Source organism: Breoghania sp. L-A4, assembly GCF_003432385.1.
Taxonomy (GTDB): domain Bacteria; phylum Pseudomonadota; class Alphaproteobacteria; order Rhizobiales; family Stappiaceae; genus Breoghania.
The window spans coordinates 2,484,070-2,499,540 of sequence record NZ_CP031841.1; the positions used below are offsets into that span (position 1 = coordinate 2,484,070).

Here is a 15,471-nt window from a genome sequence, read left to right on the forward strand (position 1 = left end):
GTTACCCCGCGATGAACGCGCGGACGCCGTCGCCGACGAACTGCACGGCCAGCGCCGCCAGCAGCACGCCCAGCAGCCGGGTGAGCACCAGCTGCACCGTGGCGCCGAGCAGCTTCTCGATGCGGTCGGCGGCCGTGAAGATCACGAAGCACGAGCCGATGATCAGCAGCGTCACGGCGATCAGCCCGGCGTAGCCGACGCTGTCTGGCGCCTGCGAGGCCAGCAGGATCACCGCCGAGATGGAGGCGGGGCCGGCAATCAAGGGGATCGCCAGCGGGAACACCGACACGTCGTGCTCGTGCACGCCGCTGTCGGATTCGTCGTGGGCGAGGGCTTCCGCCGCCTTGCTCTTGCGCTGCTGGCGCCACCCGAAAATCATCTCCGCCGCGATGAACAGCAGCAGCAGCCCGCCGGAGATCTGGAACGCCGGCACGGAGATGCCCAGCAGCTCCAGCAGGTGGTTTCCGCCCACCAGGAAGACCATCAGGATGATCACCGCGATGATGCTGGCGCGGATTGCGATTTTCCGCCGCTCGCCCGTGGTCATCCCCGCTGTGACTCCCAGGAACATCGGCGCCAGGCCGATCGGATCGATGGTCACGAAGAGGGTGGCGAAGGCGTTGATCAGGTAGTCGACGGGCATGGTGGCACCAAGGGGTTGGAGCGGGGTGATTCTGCCAGTTTCACGGTTTGGCGCGCCCCTGGCCAGATCCAGCGGTGCGATTGTTGTTCATTCTCAAAGACATTGATCTAAGTATTTGTTTTTATACCAATATTGCGCGCGTCAATTTGCCTTTGCGATTTGGTTGGACGGACAAAATCGGCTATAAGAACTGGATCAATTCGAAGGACGAGACTTTCCTTGGCAGACCAAGACGATACCCCCGCTTCCGGCGCTTCTCCGTCGGATATCCGGCCGATCTCCATCACCGACGAGATGAAGCGCAGCTATCTCGATTACGCGATGAGCGTGATCGTGTCCCGCGCGCTTCCCGATGTGCGTGACGGCCTGAAACCGGTGCATCGGCGTATTCTCTTCTCGATGCATGAAAACGGCTACGAGTGGAACAAGCCCTACCGCAAGTCGGCCCGCGTGGTCGGTGACGTCATGGGTAAGTACCATCCGCACGGCGACAGCGCGATCTACGACGCGCTGGTGCGCATGGCGCAGGATTTCTCGTTGCGGCTGCCGCTGATCGACGGACAGGGCAACTTCGGCTCCGTGGACGGCGACCGCGCCGCCGCCATGCGGTACACCGAGTGCCGCCTGCAGAAGGTCGCGCAGACGCTGCTCGATGATCTCGACAAGGACACCGTCAACTACCAGGACAATTACGACAGCTCGGAAAGCGAGCCCGTCGTTGTGCCGGCGCGGTTCCCCAACCTGCTCGTCAATGGCGCCGGCGGCATCGCCGTGGGCATGGCCACCAACATCCCGCCTCACAATCTCGGCGAGGTCATCGACGCGTCCATCGCGCTGATCGAGAACGAGAATCTGACGCTGGACGAGGCGATGGAAATCGTGCCGGGCCCGGATTTCCCGACCGCCGGCCAGGTGCTCGGCCGCGCCGGCATCCGCTCGGCCTATGAGACCGGCCGGGGCTCGATCCTGATCCGCGGCAAGGTGACGACCGAGGAGGTCCGCAAGGACCGCGAAGCGCTGATCATCACCGAGATTCCCTATCAGGTGAACAAGTCGACGATGATCGAGAAGATCGCCGAACTCGTGCGCGACAAGCGCATCGAGGGCATCTCCGACATTCGCGACGAATCCGATCGCGACGGCATGCGTGTCGTCATCGAGCTCAAGCGCGACGCCGTGGCCGACGTGGTGTTGAACCAGCTTTATCGTTTCTCGCAGCTCCAGAGCTCGTTCGGCGCCAACATCGTGGCGCTCAACGGCGGCCGGCCCGAACAGCTCGGCCTGCTGCAGCTTCTGCGCGCCTTCGTCGACTTCCGCGAGGAGGTTGTTTCCCGGCGCACCAAGTTCCTGCTCAACAAGGCGCGCGATCGCGCCCATGTGTTGGTCGGCCTCGCCATCGCGGTGGCCAACATCGACGAGATCATCCGTCTGATCCGCCACGCGCCCGATCCCGCGACAGCCCGCGCCCAGTTGATGGAGCGTGACTGGCCGGCGAGCGAGGTTCAGTCGCTGGTGGAGCTGATCGATGATCCGCGCCACAAGGTCAGCGAAACCGGCACCTACAAGCTGTCGGAAACCCAGGCGCGCGCCATTCTCGATCTGCGTCTGCAGCGGCTGACCGCTCTGGGCCGTGACGAGATCGGCGACGAGCTCAATGGCCTTGGCGGGCAGATCAGCGACTATCTGGATATCCTGCGCTCGCGCGACCGCATCATGACCATCATCAAGGATGATCTCGCGTCGATCCGCGACGAGTTCGCCACGCCCCGGCGCACCGAGTTGCTGGAAGGCGGCGCGGACATGGACGATGAGGATCTCATCGCCCGTGAGGAGATGGTCGTCACCGTCAGCCACACCGGCTACATCAAGCGCGTGCCGCTCGCCACCTACCGCGCCCAGCGGCGCGGCGGCAAGGGCCGCTCGGGCATGTCGACCAAGGACGAGGATTTCGTCACCCGGCTGTTTGTCGCCAATACGCACACGCCGGTGCTGTTCTTCTCCTCGCGTGGCATCGTCTACAAGATGAAGGTCTGGCGGCTGCCGCTGTCGGCGCCCCAGGCGCGCGGCAAGGCGCTGATCAACCTGCTGCCGCTGCAGGAAGGCGAGATCATCACCACGATCATGCCTTTGCCGGAGGACGAGGACAGCTGGGGCGCGCTGGACGTGATGTTCGCGACCACCTCGGGCAACGTCCGCCGCAACAAGCTCAGCGACTTTGTCCAGGTCAACCGCAACGGCAAGATCGCCATGAAGCTCGACGAGGGCGACGGCATTGTCGGGGTGGAGACCTGCTCGATCAACGACGACGTCCTGCTGACCACGGCGGCCGGCCAGGCGATCCGCTTCCCGGCGACCGACGTGCGCGTGTTCCAGAGCCGCGCCTCCACCGGTGTGCGCGGCATCAATCTCGCGCAGGGCGACACGGTCATCTCCATGGCTATCATCCATCATTTCGAGGCGACGTCGGACGAGCGCACCGCCTATCTCAAGTGGCGGCGTCTGATGCGGGGCGAGGCGGAGGACGAGACGCCTGAGCCTGAGGAGGAGGTCGGCGACGGCGCTCTCAGCGAGGCGCGCTACGCGGAAATGAGCGCCTACGAACAGATCATCCTGACGCTGACCGAGAACGGCTACGGCAAGCGCACCTCGTCGTTCGAGTACCGGATCACCGGGCGCGGCGGCAAGGGCATCACCGCGATGGTGGTCAACGATCGCAACGGCCAGTTGATCGGCTCGTTCCCGGTCGACGACGCCGACCAGATCATGCTGGTCACCGATGGCGGACAGCTCATTCGCTGTCCGGTGGACGGCATTCGCATTGCGGGGCGCGCCACCCAGGGCGTCACCGTGTTCAACACGGCCGCCGACGAACATGTGGTCGCGGTGCAGCGGATTTCCGAGGATGTCGGTGCGGAGGATGAGGAGCCGGGCGACGGGATCGAAGGCGAGGCCTCTCCGGATGGCCCTGCCGGTGGCCCCGATGATGCGCGTGGCGAGACGCCCGACGCCTGAGCCGGTCCCGATGCGAACACGAAAAGAACGGGGCGCCCTTGCGGGCGCCCCGTTAGTCGTTGCGGGGGAGGAAACGATTGAAGGGGACCGGTCAGGCTTCGGGGAAAGCCTGCCGGACGCGGCCTTGGAGGTCGGCCGCGTTGTCTGTTGAAAGCGTTAGCTGTCCGTCGGCTGGCGAACCAGCGTCGACGTGTTCCGGGCTTCGTCGCGGATCTCGACGGTCTCGATGGCGATGACCCGCAGTCCGTTGGAGCGCGCGCCTCTGGTCTGGCCGATGGCGTTCAGGCACTCTTCCGACCACGCGCCCCAGGCCTGACCCGAGCAGGTGACGTTGCCGCCGAGCGGCAGCCGGTCCATTTTCTGGGCGGCGGCGGGAATGGCCCCGATGCCGTTGTCGGCCGTAACGCCGGTGATCAGCTGGACGCCACCGAAAAACACGATCAGTGCTGCGGCGGTGGCAATCGCCAGCTCGCGCAGTGTCACCGAGGGGCGACGGGCGGCGGACGGACCGGTATGTATGTTCGCAATAGTCATGACACGCTCCCGAATAGTGGCGGCCGCTGTGCGGTCCTTATAGGGAGAACTATGCAGCAGCCATTTGGTTCCATCAGTGACCGAAATCACAGATCGGGCGAATGGCGCGATATCGCGTGTCGGCGCCTTTGAAGGGGGCGTGTCAGCCCTTCGGCGCCGCCTCCATCCGGCGGGCGTCGTCATGGGTTCCGATCACCGCACTGGGGCCCGGCTGACGCTGCGCGCCGCCCGTGATCGCGTTGATGCCGGAGGGAGATCCGGCGCGCGCCGCGCGAAGGCATTCGTCGAGCGCCTCGCTTGAAATGATGCCCGCGCAGTCGCGTTCCGCCCCAAGCGCGCGCATCCGTTCCGTTTGCGCCACCACGAAGGGCGACGCCGTGACTTGCCGGTCAAACTGACCGATTGCCAATATAAGCAGGCAACCAAGGGCCAAAAGCCCCGCCAGCCACGCTTTCGCAGCCGTCGTAAACATTGTTCACGTCCTTTTCGAAAACCTGCCCTCGCGCGCCAATACGGCGGGGCCGACGGTCGGCGGCGCGGCGCAAACATCACAAACTGCGCTTGCCTAATCATCACGGCCGCGAAGATTTTCACGTTACCCGTCAGGATGATCCCGTCTCGGTCTCCGATATGGCGGTCAGCTGTGCAGATGCAATCCCGATCACGCGCAACGTGAACGGCGGGCCCGGTCGGCACGGTTGCGAACGGTGCCGGGACCGGCGGAAATCCGGGGATATTTTGGTATTCGGGGCGATTGGGCGCAGCCGTGAAACAGTGCGTTCCGTTTCACGAAACAGACACGGATGCGTGTCTGCCGCAAGACGCGTTGCGCGGTCCGTCGCAAGACGTGGGGAGGGGGCATGCGGGACGCGACAAGGAGCGGATTGGGGGCCGGAACGCGAAACGACGACGCACCGGGGAATGCGTCGTCGCTTCTGGTCAGGAATCCAGTCGACTCGAACTGGACTATTTTTCAATCCGGGTTTTGACCAGAGTGGTCTCCGTGTCTCCGGACTGAAAAGCCTTGGTCACATAGGTGACGCCGGGTTTCGCGAAGGCCTTGCCTCCGGCAATCGTGTCGCATGAGCTTTCGGCATCCGACACAACGGCCTCGGTACAGGCCACTGTTATTTCTTGTCTCAGGCGGTCGCTCTTCTCCACAACGCCGTGGTCGGCGCGCACATAGCCGTCGATCCCGGCGAGCATAAGAGCCATTCCGCCAATCGCGACGACGAACGTCGCGCGGCGTGTAGCGCCCTTCATGATCGCCTCCTCTGAAGTGGGGAGACCTTAGCATTTTTGTAGTCTGAAATAAATAAAAATTTGCGTGTTGTATAAAAATCACAATGACGCAGCCCCGGAGCGCCGGGAGCCCGCCCCTGGCCCGCGCGCTCGGCGGTTGTATCGGCGCCGCCATGCCGCTATTCAGGAATCATGGAACGCATCGCTCTTTATCCAGGGTCCTTCGACCCGGTCACCAACGGTCATGTCGACATTCTGCGCCAGGCCTTGTCGCTGGCCGACCGCGTCGTCGTCGCCATCGGCATTCATCCGGGCAAGCAGCCGCTGTTCTCCTTCGAGGAGCGGGCCGCGATGATCCGCGCGCTCGCGCGGGGCGGGCTTGATGGGGATGTCGCGGACCGCATCGAGGTGGTCTCCTTCGACGGGCTGGTGGTCGATCTGGCGCGCGAGAAGGGCGCCGGGATCCTGCTGCGCGGCCTGCGCGACGGCACCGATCTCGACTACGAGATGCAGATGGCCGGCATGAACGGCGCCATGGCAGGCGACGTGCGCACGGTGTTTTTGCCCGCCTCGCCGGAGGTTCGCCACATCACCGCCACGCTTGTCCGGCAGATCGCCCGCATGGGAGGCGACGTGTCTTCCTTCGTGCCGGCCCTGGTCGCGCGCGAACTCAAGCAGAAACTTTCATCGTGACAGAGGCCGGGCGCCAGCCCGGCTGACGATCCTGGAGGACTTACGTGCTGCGCACATTCATAATGGCTGCCGCTTTCGCCGCCGCCTTTGCCGTCTCGGCTGCCGCCCGCGCCGCGGACCCGGAAAACACCCTGTATCTGGAACTCAAGTCCGGCCGCGTGGAAATCGAGCTGCGTCCCGATCTGGCGCCCAACCACGTCGCCCGGATCAAGAAGCTGGCCCGCGCCAAGTTTTACGACGGCATCGTCTTCCACCGCGTGATCGACGGCTTCATGGCGCAGACGGGCGATCCCACGGGCACCGGCACCGGCGGCTCCGACGAGCCGGACCTGAAGGCCGAGTTCTCCGCCGAGCCGTTTGACCGCGGCGTGCTGGGCATGGCGCGCGCGCAGAGCCCCGACAGCGCCAACTCGCAGTTCTTCATCATGTTCGCGCCCGGCCACTTCCTCAACGGTCAGTACACCGTCTGGGGCAAGGTCGTCTCGGGCATGGAGCATGTGGACGCGATCAAGCGCGGCGAGCCGCCCGCGAACCCCGACACCATCATCTCCATGCGCGTTGCAGCCGACGTGCACTAGACACTATACCGAACGCGAAGAACACGCGCCGGTGGCCCAGAGCCGCCGGCGCTTCAAACCGGAAGAGAGAGGAACCCCGGTGGCAGATATCAAGGATCCCGAGAACACCCTGCTGATGGAAACCAGTCAGGGTTCCGTCGTCATCGAGATGCGGCCGGATCTCGCGCCCAATCACGTGGCGCGGATCAAGGAACTGGTGCGCGAAGGCTTTTACGACGGCATCGTCTTCCATCGCGTCATCGACGGCTTCATGGCCCAGACCGGCTGCCCGCAGGGCATCGGCATCGGCGGCTCGGGCACCAAGCTGAAGGCCGAGTTTTCCTCCGAGCCGCACGTGCGCGGCACGGTCTCCATGGCGCGCTCCGGCGATCCCAACTCCGGCGACAGCCAGTTCTACCTGTGCTTCGCCGACAGCCCTGGCTCAACAACCAGTACACGGTCTGGGGCAAGGTCATCGAAGGCATGGAGAATGTCGACAAGCTCAAGCGCGGCGAGCCGGTTGTCGATCCCGATAACATCGTCTCGATCAAGGTCGCCGCGGACGCATAAGCGTCCTGCGACGCGCCTGAAGACGCGCGAAAAATTCTCGGTCGTCATCCTCGGCCACCGTGCCGAGGATCCACCTTCCGGGAGGCCGATGGATGCTCGGGACAAGCCCGAGCAGGACGATCGGGGAAGCGCTGAGCATTCTGGCCGGCGCCCGTGGCACACGGGCGCCGGTTTTTCATTGGGGCCGGCCCGAGTTGACCGCCGGAAAACCGCTCGCTATGACGCGGGCAGCCGCGCGTTATCGCACGGCGCGAACCTCCCGAACCCGGTCAGACCCTTTCATGAGCCTCCGTGTCGACGATTTCGATTTCGATCTGCCGCCGGAGCGGATCGCCCTGCGTCCTGCGCGCCCGCGCGACAGCGCCCGGCTGCTCGTCGTGCGCCCGGGAGAACCGCTCACCGACAGCACGGTCGCCTCGCTGGCGGATTTCCTCGAGCCCGGCGACGCGCTGGTGTTCAACGACACCAAGGTGATCCCGGCGCAGCTCGAGGGCGTGCGCTCGCGCGCGGGCGGCATCGACGCAAAAGTCTCCTTCACCCTGCACATGCGGCTCGACGGCGCCCGCTGGAAGGCCTTTGCCCGGCCCGCCAAGAAACTTCTCGCGGGCGACCGCATCCGCTTCGGCGCCGCCGGCGATGCCGCCCCGCTCCGGGCGACGCTCGTGGAGAAGGGCGAGGCCGGCGAGGTGGAGCTGGCGTTCGATTGCGCGGGTCCCGATCTGGATGTCGCGATCGCAACGGTCGGCCACATCCCGCTGCCGCCCTATATCGCGTCCAAACGCGGCGAGGACGCCCAGGACCGCGCCGACTACCAGACGGTCTATGCGCGCGAGGAGGGCGCGGTTGCCGCCCCACGGCGGGACTGCATTTCACCGATGAACTGCTGGCGTCCTTGCGCGCGCGCGGCATCGAGGAGCATTTCGTCACCCTGCATGTGGGCGCGGGCACCTTCCTGCCCGTCAAGGTGGACGACATCGCCGACCACACCATGCATTTCGAGCGCGGCGAGATCACGAAGGCGACGGCCGACGCGCTCAACGCCGTGCGGGCGCGTGGCGGCCGCATCGTCTCGGTCGGCACCACCTCGACGCGGCTCCTGGAAAGCGCCGCCGATGAGGAAGGCCGCATCCACCCGATGAACGCCGCCACCGACATTTTCATCACGCCCGGCTACCGCTTCAAGGCGGTGGACGTGCTGATGACAAACTTCCATCTGCCGCGATCGACGCTGTTCATGCTGGTCTCCGCCTTCGCGGGCACCGCGACCATGCGGGCGGCCTACACCCATGCCATTCAATCGGGCTATCGCTTCTATTCCTATGGCGATGGCTCGCTGCTGTTTCCGGAAAAAACCTCATGAGCGTCGAGCCGACCCCAAAACCCTTCGGCTTCAAGCTGATCACAACCGACGGCATGGCCCGGCGCGGCACAGTGAGCACGCCGCACGGCGAGGTGCGAACCCCCGCCTTCATGCCCGTGGGCACCCAGGCCACCGTCAAGGTGATGTACCCGGAACAGGTGCGCGAGCTTGGTTCCGACGTGGTGCTCGGCAACACCTATCATTTGATGCTGCGCCCCACGGCCGAACGCGTGGCGCGGCTCGGCGGCCTGCATAGGTTCATGAACTGGCCGCACACGATTCTGACCGATTCCGGCGGCTTCCAGGTGATGTCGCTGGCGCAGCTCAGAAAGCTCGATGAGAACGGCGTCACCTTCCAGAGCCACATCGACGGCAGCCGGCACGAGTTGACGCCCGAGCGCTCCATTGAGATCCAGGGCCTGCTCGGATCCGACATCCAGATGCAGTTCGACGAATGCATCAGGCTTCCGGCAAGCCGCGAGGAAGTCGAGCGCGCCATGCAGCTTTCGTTGCGCTGGGCGCAGCGCTCGCGCGACAAATTCGAGGCCATGGGCGGACCGGCCAAGGGGCAGGGGCTGTTCGGCATCGTTCAGGGCGGCGACGTGGCCGATCTGCGCATCGAATCCGCGCAAAAACTCTCGGAACTGCCGTTCGAGGGCTATTCCGTCGGAGGCCTCGCCGTGGGCGAGCCGCAGGACGTGATGCTCAAGATGCTGGAGATCACCACGCCGGTGCTGCCCGCGCACAAGCCGCGCTACCTGATGGGCGTCGGCACGCCGGACGATCTCATTGAATCGGTTGCCCGCGGCATCGACATGTTCGACTGCGTCATGCCCACCCGCGCCGGCCGGCACGGCGTCGCCTACACCCGCCGCGGCCGCATCAATCTCAAGAACGCCCGCCACGCCGACGACCCGCGCCCGCTCGACGAGACCTCGACGTGTCAGGCCGCCAACACCTATTCCCGCGCCTACCTCCACCACCTCATCAAGGCCGGCGAGGGCCTCGGCGCCATGCTGCTCACCTGGAACAACCTGCACTACTACCAGAGCCTGATGCAGGGCATCCGCGACGCCATCGAGGCGAAGCGCTTCGCGGAACATCGGATCGAGGTGAAGGCGGAATGGGAGAGGGGTGATCTGGCGGAGGTGGGGTAGGGTGATTGGTATGATATGGGCACGGGTGGCGGCCGTATAACTCAGAGTGATCCGCTTTCGGCCCATTGTGGACATTGGCATCGATTGTGGCGAAGGTCCGGAACGAGCCCATGATGTTTGATGCTGCGGCAAAGACCAATATCTGCTCTGCCGCTGCTTAAGATGTTAGATGTGCGGTTTTAGGGCTGGTTCGCGCTCTGAATCGCCAGAATTCGGCTCTCCTTTGGGTTCGATCAAGAGAACTTTGACTTCTTTCTCTGCACGCGGGCGGTGCACGACGCCTTTGGGGACAATGAACAACTCGCCAGCTTTGACGGTTTGCGATGGGTTCCCTTCGATGTCCATCACCATTTCACCTTCCAAGACGTAAAAGAAGTCATCCGTCGTATTGTGTTTGTGGAACGGGTATTCGCCCATGAACTTTACGACCATCACTTCGTTTTCATTATATTCGGCTATTACATGCGGATCCCAATGGCTTGAGAACAGGCCTAGTTTTTCTCGGAGATTGACTGTTTTCATCTGCGGTTTCCTGTTTTTATGGTGCATTCTTTGATCTTACCACAAAGGAGAATGCGCATTTCACGCGGGCAAAGATCGGGACATGTCATCGCACAAGACCTGACGCCAGGTCTTGAACGATCGTGCGCGCGCGATTGGGTTCACTCAGCCCCTTGGCAAGCGGGCATCCAGCGCTTGGAAGCCTATTTCTCCGGCGAAGCCTACGCGCCTCATCGGCACGACACTTATTCCATCGGTTACACGATCAATGGCGTACAGAGCTTCGATTATCGCGGCGCCCGCGCCAACAGCACGCGCGGGAAGGTGATTGTCCTGCATCCCGATGAGATTCACAACGGAGAGGCAGGTTCAGATGAGGGCTTTCACTATCGGATGCTCTATATCGAGCCCTCCATGGTGCGCGGGGCTCTTGGGCAATCCGCCGCTGCGCTACCCTTCGTAAGAGAAGCTGTTTTCGACGATTCAAGATTGTTTCGGGCAATTCACGCGGCGTTTGGCGACATGCACATGGCGCTGGAACCGGTCTGCCGGGATGAAATTATCACGCTTCTGGCAGATGGCCTTCTGGCAAATGATCCGTCTGCGCGTCGCGCATCGCGTTCCTTGATTGACCCCAAATCCATCCGTTTGGCACGCGAATTTCTTGATGCGAATCTTGATCGAACGGTAGCCTCGGACGAGTTGGAGGCCATCACCGGACAGGACCGATATGCACTCGCCCGTCAATTCCGCAAAGCCTTTGGTACAAGCCCCTATCGCTATCTAATGATGCGCCGCCTTGACCAAGCGCGCGCTGAGATCGCAATGGGGCAGAGTTTGGCAGATGCAGCAACCAACGCTGGGTTCAGCGATCAGGCTCACATGACCCGCCGCTTCAAAGCAAATTACGGTGTCTCGCCGGGGCATTGGCAGCGTCTCGCGCGAAGGAAGTAGGCAATCATACAATATGGACCACGGCGTTCCATACTCCCAGAAAGCCGACCGCTATTGCAACGAGTTCACCCTTCGTCCGCGGACCGTACCTCGGCGACGCTCGCAGCAAATGACCGTTCCCGCCCTCAGTTGCCGCTTTTCGTCTCATGGGTGTGGACGTCATCGGCTGTCCATCATGCGCAATGAACATTCGGATAGAGCCACCATGCCAGCGTTCGGCGACATGACATAATTCTTGGAGGGACCCGTGGGCCTTGGAGGAACCCGTGAGCGAGCGGATGAATTTTCACACATTGCCGCGCATCAAGATCAGCGCGCCGCGGCGTTGGGCGGCGCGCTCGCGCGAAAAATTCGAGGAAATGGGCGGACCGGCCAAGGGGCAGGGGCTGTTCGGCATCGTTCAGGGCGGCGACGTGGCCGATCTGCGGATTGAATCCGCGCAAAAGCTCTCGGAACTGCCGTTTGAGGGCTATTCCGTCGGAGGCCTCGCCGTGGGCGAGCCGCAGGACGTGATGCTCAAGATGCTGGAGATCACCACCCCGGTGCTGCCGGCGCACAAGCCACGCTACCTGATGGGCGTCGGCACGCCGGACGATCTCATTGAATCGGTTGCCCGCGGCATCGACATGTTCGACTGCGTCATGCCGACGCGCGCCGGCCGCCACGGCGTCGCCTACACCCGCCGCGGACGCATCAATCTCAAGAACGCCCGCCACGCCGACGACCCGCGCCCGCTCGACGAGACCTCGACGTGCCAGGCCGCCAACACCTATTCCCGCGCCTACCTCCACCACCTCATCAAGGCCGGCGAGGGCCTCGGCGCCATGCTGCTCACCTGGAACAACCTGCACCACTACCAGAGCCTCATGCAGGGCATGCGGGATGCGATCGAGGCGAAGCGCTTCGCGGAACATCGGATCGAGGTGAAGGCGGAATGGGAGAAGGGTGATCTGGCGGCGGTGTGAGCGTGGCCAGCGTTTCAAGGGGCGGCGGTTGTGACTTGCGGTGATCCGGTTTCGGCCCATTGCTGACCTCGCCACCATTTTCAGAGAGCGGCAGCTTCCCGCCTTTTCTATTCAATGTTTCGGCGCAGAATGGTCCATAAGCGTTCAGTTCCGTCCCAGTGGGCAGCATTCCACCCTGCCGACCGTGCCCCTATGATATTTGACATTGTGTCATCGATCAGAAGCATTTCTTCCGGCTGGCGACCTGTTGCCTGCGCAGCGTAAGTGAAAAACTCAGGTTCCGGTTTCTTACTTCCGACTTTCGCCGAATATACGATGCCATCAACCTCATCGCCTAAGCCCATGGTCTGCATCAAATAGGCCGCTCTCATGTGCTCTTGGTTTGTTGTCAGGTAAACGGGAATTCCTTTCTGTCGCGCCAAACGAACATCGGAAAGAACCGCTTCAACGATACGAGAATCCATTTCAAACCAGTAGACAATGAGCTCTTCCGCATCGACGGAAGGCGCAATGCGCTTCAGCACCGTCGAAAGAGTTGGCAACAGGTCTTTCTTGCCAGTTACAACATCGCTCCACTCGGCCTTGAAGAATTGTTCGACGAGCGCATCAGACGAAACTGCCATTTGTTCAGAAAGATCACGATCCCAGCGCTGCCCATCGCCGGGACGGCCGTCAACGAGCACTCCATCAACATCAAGCATCAGGCACTTGGTCATTTCACAGATTTTTCCCAAAGCAACAAAGCGGTTGCCAGTATGGATCATATTCAGCGCCGGCTGAAACGTTCTTGTGTTAGGTGCAATCACGTTCGAACGGCAGCTCAGCTCACATGGATGCCGTTGGTTCGGATCGCCGCGAGTTCACACTTCCCGCCCGAAACTGTCGTCTGTTCACAGGCGCTTTCGGCCCGAGGTTGTCATTGGTGCAGGCGGCGGCGAAGGTCCGACTCCCGGCTCGTCGCGCGCCCAGACAACCAAGATCAGGACTGCGCGTCGGCCTCACGGTCGGCTTCGGCCTGTTCGGCGGCCCACTCACCCGCGGCCTCCACCGCCACGGGCGAGGTGGTGGGCAGCACATTCAGGTAGCTTTCGGTCTTCTCGACCGGCACCACGGCGCGCTGCGTCATACGGTAGAGCGCGTAAAGCGCGATGATGCAGAAGGTCGCGCCAAGCACCAGCCAAAACGCGAACGGGTCAAGCCCCTGCATCGCCCAGCCGCTGACCAGCGGACCCGCGATGGCGCCAAGCCCGAAAGTGAAGACGAGCCCCCCGATGCGGCCGGCATTTCCTCGACCGAAAGGGAATCGTTGGTATAGGCCAGGAGCAGGGCATAGAGCGGTGTTGTGACCCCGCCGGCAAGGAACGCGGCCGCCATCAAGGGCCATAGTCCGCCGCCGGCGATCCACCCCAGTGCGCAGGATGCGGCGCCCAGGGCGGCCGACCCACAGATCAGCTTGCGCCGGTCCATCCGGTCCGACAGCCAGCCGATTGGATATTGCAACAGCAGCGCCCCGGCGAACAGCATCGCAATGAACAGCGCGATTTGCGTTGTCGTCAGCCCAATCTTGGTACCAAAGACGGCGCCCATGCCTGATTGCGTCGCGTAGACGCTGCCCAGCAGGAAGATTCCCACGGCGCCCAGCGGCGAGCCCGAGAAAAGATCACGCAGGGACATCGGGCGCGCAACCTCGACCACGGGGATTGGGGCGACAGACAAGAGGATTGGCGCAAAGGAGACCGACACAAGGATCGAGGCGCTGATGAATAGAACGGACGTTCCCGCATCGCCCAGCGTCAGCAGTCCCTGCGCGCCGATGATGCCCAGCGTCTGCGCGATCATGTAGGCCGACAGCACCTTGCCGCGCGTCTCGTTGGTGGACGCGTCGTTCAGCCAGCTCTCGGCCGTGACGTAGATGCCCGACATGCAGAAGCCCACGAGTATCCGCAGTATGGTCCAGGCCCAGGGTTCGCTCAGCAGCGGAAAAGCGATCAGCCCCGCCGACATGAAGCTGCCGAGCGCCGCAAAGACGCGCACGTGACCGACGCGCTGGATCAGCAGCGGACTGAACCGCGCGCCCGAAAGGAAGCCCATGAAATAGCTTGAGGTGACGACGGCCAGCTCCGCGGACGAAAAACCTTCGATCCCGCCGCGCAGGCCGATGAGCGTGAAATGCATGCCATTGCCCAGCATGATGAGCACGATACCAAGCAGCAGGGCCCAGACCCGGACAACACTTTGAGCATGGAAGGAATGTCCTTTCGCGCCGGTGGGGCTCGGTATGCTACGCGCGGATGCTCACGCCTGAAGGCGCTGCCCTGGCTGCGACGACGTAGGCACAGCCATCTGCAACAAAATACCAATTGCGACGCGATGTCTCCATCTGGCCAGTGGTATCGCCGAAAATTGCGCTTTCCGCACAGCGGACCCTGCGCATAGCGGACCTTGGCGCTCGTGTGACGAAAGCCCGCATTCCGCCCCATTGTTGCCTATGGCACGATCCTTCGCCATCGGCCCAATTCGTCACAGTGTACGCCATCGTGCCACACTGTCTGCACGATGAGCACTCAAGAACAACCGCTGTGCGGGCCTTCGACGAGACGACACAAGCCCTGGACGAGCAGGCGAGCGTGCGGACGGAGCTGCAGCCGGTCGATCATGCGGCATTCTTCGATACGCTGGATGCACCACCGCAAGCAACGCCACGGTTGCGCGAGGCATTCGCCGGTCACGCGGCGCGCGTTCTCTCTACGTGAGCGGCGAGGCGCCATCCGGAAAGCACTGCGTCCGCCGCCCATCCTTCGAGACGGGCCTTGTGGCCCTCCTCAGGATGAGGATCATCGTGTTGATATTCCAAAGGATCAGCAATCTCGACCTCATCCTGAGGAAGCCGCGCAGCGGCTGTCTCGAAGGATGGGCGGCTTGTTCGGCGCGCGGCAGAGCCTGTTCGGTGAAGGCCGGACAGGAGGACGCCGCACCGATATCCCGCCGGGACCCCGAATGCGATGCGGAGCCTGGCGGATCGGGAACCGGCGCCCCGAATCTACGTGGGAGCATCGCACGCTGCAGCGCGTCCGGGCTGACGGTGGCGGCCGATTGCTGTGGGGTTGCGCCCACCCCGATCGTCACCCCGGGCTTGCCCCGGGGCCCACTGCACCGCTCGGCGCGTGACGACGTCTTTGTGCATGATCATGCCTCAGCTTGGACCCGCGAGCGCCTCAACGAGAGGAGAACGGAGTAGGCCCCGGGTCGAGCCCGGGGTGACGATTGGGGGAGGCAAGCCCGG

Annotated in this window: 15 protein-coding genes and 2 pseudogenes; 9 read left to right on the plus strand and 8 right to left on the minus strand. The window is 63.3% G+C overall.

The annotated features are described in order from the left end of the window. Position 1 precedes the first annotated feature (1 nt). Positions 2-643, minus strand: a complete 642-nt coding sequence (locus D1F64_RS11415; RefSeq protein WP_117412549.1) for a MarC family protein — start codon at positions 641-643, stop codon at positions 2-4. Between the two features lie 294 nt (positions 644-937). On the opposite strand from D1F64_RS11415, the gene gyrA reads away from it, so the two are divergent. Next, complete coding sequence (gene gyrA / locus D1F64_RS11420; RefSeq protein WP_205470788.1) at positions 938-3,655, plus strand: DNA gyrase subunit A; 2,718 nt, start codon at positions 938-940, stop codon at positions 3,653-3,655. 156 nt (positions 3,656-3,811) lie between these two features. Here gyrA and D1F64_RS11425 read toward each other — a convergent pair whose 3' ends face one another. From D1F64_RS11425 to D1F64_RS11435, 3 genes are all read right to left on the minus strand, one after another. Beyond that, the gene (locus D1F64_RS11425; protein WP_162901479.1) at positions 3,812-4,189 is read right to left on the minus strand and encodes a hypothetical protein; all 378 of its coding nucleotides are present in this window, start codon (positions 4,187-4,189) and stop codon (positions 3,812-3,814) included. A 142-nt stretch (positions 4,190-4,331) separates the two neighbouring features. After that, a complete protein-coding gene (locus D1F64_RS11430; protein ID WP_162901480.1) occupies positions 4,332-4,661 on the minus strand; it encodes a hypothetical protein in 330 nt (109 codons plus the stop codon). Positions 4,662-5,155: 494 nt separating this feature from the next. Continuing rightward, positions 5,156-5,452 (minus strand): hypothetical protein, encoded by a 297-nt coding sequence (locus tag D1F64_RS11435; RefSeq protein WP_117412553.1) that lies wholly within the window; start codon positions 5,450-5,452, stop codon positions 5,156-5,158. Positions 5,453-5,623: 171 nt separating this feature from the next. On the opposite strand from D1F64_RS11435, the gene coaD reads away from it, so the two are divergent. The 5 genes and pseudogenes from coaD to tgt all read left to right on the plus strand — a co-directional run bounded on the left by coaD (position 5,624) and on the right by tgt (position 9,768). Next, the gene (gene coaD, locus D1F64_RS11440; RefSeq protein ID WP_117412554.1) at positions 5,624-6,124 is read left to right on the plus strand and encodes a pantetheine-phosphate adenylyltransferase; all 501 of its coding nucleotides are present in this window, start codon (positions 5,624-5,626) and stop codon (positions 6,122-6,124) included. 62 nt (positions 6,125-6,186) lie between these two features. Then, the gene (locus D1F64_RS11445; RefSeq protein ID WP_117412555.1) at positions 6,187-6,702 is read left to right on the plus strand and encodes a peptidylprolyl isomerase; all 516 of its coding nucleotides are present in this window, start codon (positions 6,187-6,189) and stop codon (positions 6,700-6,702) included. A 79-nt stretch (positions 6,703-6,781) separates the two neighbouring features. After that, positions 6,782-7,251, plus strand: a pseudogene (locus D1F64_RS11450) (peptidylprolyl isomerase). A 281-nt stretch (positions 7,252-7,532) separates the two neighbouring features. Further along, a pseudogene (gene queA, locus D1F64_RS11455) lies at positions 7,533-8,611 on the plus strand (tRNA preQ1(34) S-adenosylmethionine ribosyltransferase-isomerase QueA). Beyond that, complete coding sequence (gene tgt / locus D1F64_RS11460) at positions 8,608-9,768, plus strand: tRNA guanosine(34) transglycosylase Tgt (protein WP_117412556.1); 1,161 nt, start codon at positions 8,608-8,610, stop codon at positions 9,766-9,768. Before queA ends, tgt begins: the two are co-directional and overlap by 4 nt. A 165-nt stretch (positions 9,769-9,933) precedes the next feature. On the opposite strand, the gene D1F64_RS11465 is transcribed toward tgt, so the two are convergent. Continuing rightward, positions 9,934-10,290, minus strand: a complete 357-nt coding sequence (locus tag D1F64_RS11465) for a cupin domain-containing protein (RefSeq protein ID WP_117412557.1) — start codon at positions 10,288-10,290, stop codon at positions 9,934-9,936. Positions 10,291-10,464: 174 nt separating this feature from the next. Between D1F64_RS11465 and D1F64_RS11470 the strand changes: the two genes are divergently transcribed. Then, positions 10,465-11,223 carry an AraC family transcriptional regulator gene (locus tag D1F64_RS11470; protein ID WP_248304734.1) on the plus strand — a complete coding sequence of 253 codons (759 nt, stop codon included), beginning with the start codon at positions 10,465-10,467 and terminating at the stop codon, positions 11,221-11,223. 278 nt (positions 11,224-11,501) lie between these two features. Further along, positions 11,502-12,188, plus strand: a complete 687-nt coding sequence (locus tag D1F64_RS11475) for a tRNA guanosine(34) transglycosylase Tgt (RefSeq protein WP_117412558.1) — start codon at positions 11,502-11,504, stop codon at positions 12,186-12,188. A gap of 107 nt (positions 12,189-12,295) precedes the next feature. On the opposite strand, the gene D1F64_RS11480 is transcribed toward D1F64_RS11475, so the two are convergent. The 3 genes from D1F64_RS11480 to D1F64_RS11485 all read right to left on the minus strand — a co-directional run bounded on the left by D1F64_RS11480 (position 12,296) and on the right by D1F64_RS11485 (position 14,378). Continuing rightward, complete coding sequence (locus D1F64_RS11480; RefSeq protein WP_117412559.1) at positions 12,296-12,952, minus strand: HAD-IA family hydrolase; 657 nt, start codon at positions 12,950-12,952, stop codon at positions 12,296-12,298. Positions 12,953-13,167: 215 nt separating this feature from the next. Beyond that, positions 13,168-13,314 (minus strand): hypothetical protein, encoded by a 147-nt coding sequence (locus tag D1F64_RS24560; RefSeq protein ID WP_248304735.1) that lies wholly within the window; start codon positions 13,312-13,314, stop codon positions 13,168-13,170. Further along, entirely contained in the window at positions 13,311-14,378 is a 1,068-nt protein-coding gene (locus D1F64_RS11485; RefSeq protein ID WP_248304736.1) for an MFS transporter, read from the minus strand. The genes D1F64_RS24560 and D1F64_RS11485 overlap by 4 nt, the downstream gene beginning before the upstream one ends. 389 nt (positions 14,379-14,767) lie before the next feature. On the opposite strand from D1F64_RS11485, the gene D1F64_RS23325 reads away from it, so the two are divergent. Beyond that, a complete protein-coding gene (locus D1F64_RS23325) occupies positions 14,768-14,941 on the plus strand; it encodes a DUF1778 domain-containing protein (protein WP_162901481.1) in 174 nt (57 codons plus the stop codon). Positions 14,942-15,471: the final 530 nt, after the last annotated feature.

Coding starts and splice junctions, on each gene's coding strand:
- D1F64_RS11435 (WP_117412553.1), bottom strand. CDS start 5,452: ATGAAGGGCGCTACACGCCGCGCGACGTTCGTCGTCGCGATTGGCGGA.
- D1F64_RS11475 (WP_117412558.1), top strand. CDS start 11,502: ATGAATTTTCACACATTGCCGCGCATCAAGATCAGCGCGCCGCGGCGT.
- D1F64_RS11480 (WP_117412559.1), bottom strand. CDS start 12,952: ATGATCCATACTGGCAACCGCTTTGTTGCTTTGGGAAAAATCTGTGAA.
- D1F64_RS11425 (WP_162901479.1), bottom strand. CDS start 4,189: ATGACTATTGCGAACATACATACCGGTCCGTCCGCCGCCCGTCGCCCC.
- coaD (WP_117412554.1), top strand. CDS start 5,624: ATGGAACGCATCGCTCTTTATCCAGGGTCCTTCGACCCGGTCACCAAC.
- D1F64_RS11430 (WP_162901480.1), bottom strand. CDS start 4,661: ATGTTTACGACGGCTGCGAAAGCGTGGCTGGCGGGGCTTTTGGCCCTT.
- gyrA (WP_205470788.1), top strand. CDS start 938: ATGAAGCGCAGCTATCTCGATTACGCGATGAGCGTGATCGTGTCCCGC.
- D1F64_RS11465 (WP_117412557.1), bottom strand. CDS start 10,290: ATGAAAACAGTCAATCTCCGAGAAAAACTAGGCCTGTTCTCAAGCCAT.
- D1F64_RS24560 (WP_248304735.1), bottom strand. CDS start 13,314: ATGACGCAGCGCGCCGTGGTGCCGGTCGAGAAGACCGAAAGCTACCTG.
- D1F64_RS11485 (WP_248304736.1), bottom strand. CDS start 14,378: ATGCTGGGCAATGGCATGCATTTCACGCTCATCGGCCTGCGCGGCGGG.
- D1F64_RS11415 (WP_117412549.1), bottom strand. CDS start 643: ATGCCCGTCGACTACCTGATCAACGCCTTCGCCACCCTCTTCGTGACC.
- D1F64_RS11445 (WP_117412555.1), top strand. CDS start 6,187: ATGGCTGCCGCTTTCGCCGCCGCCTTTGCCGTCTCGGCTGCCGCCCGC.
- tgt (WP_117412556.1), top strand. CDS start 8,608: ATGAGCGTCGAGCCGACCCCAAAACCCTTCGGCTTCAAGCTGATCACA.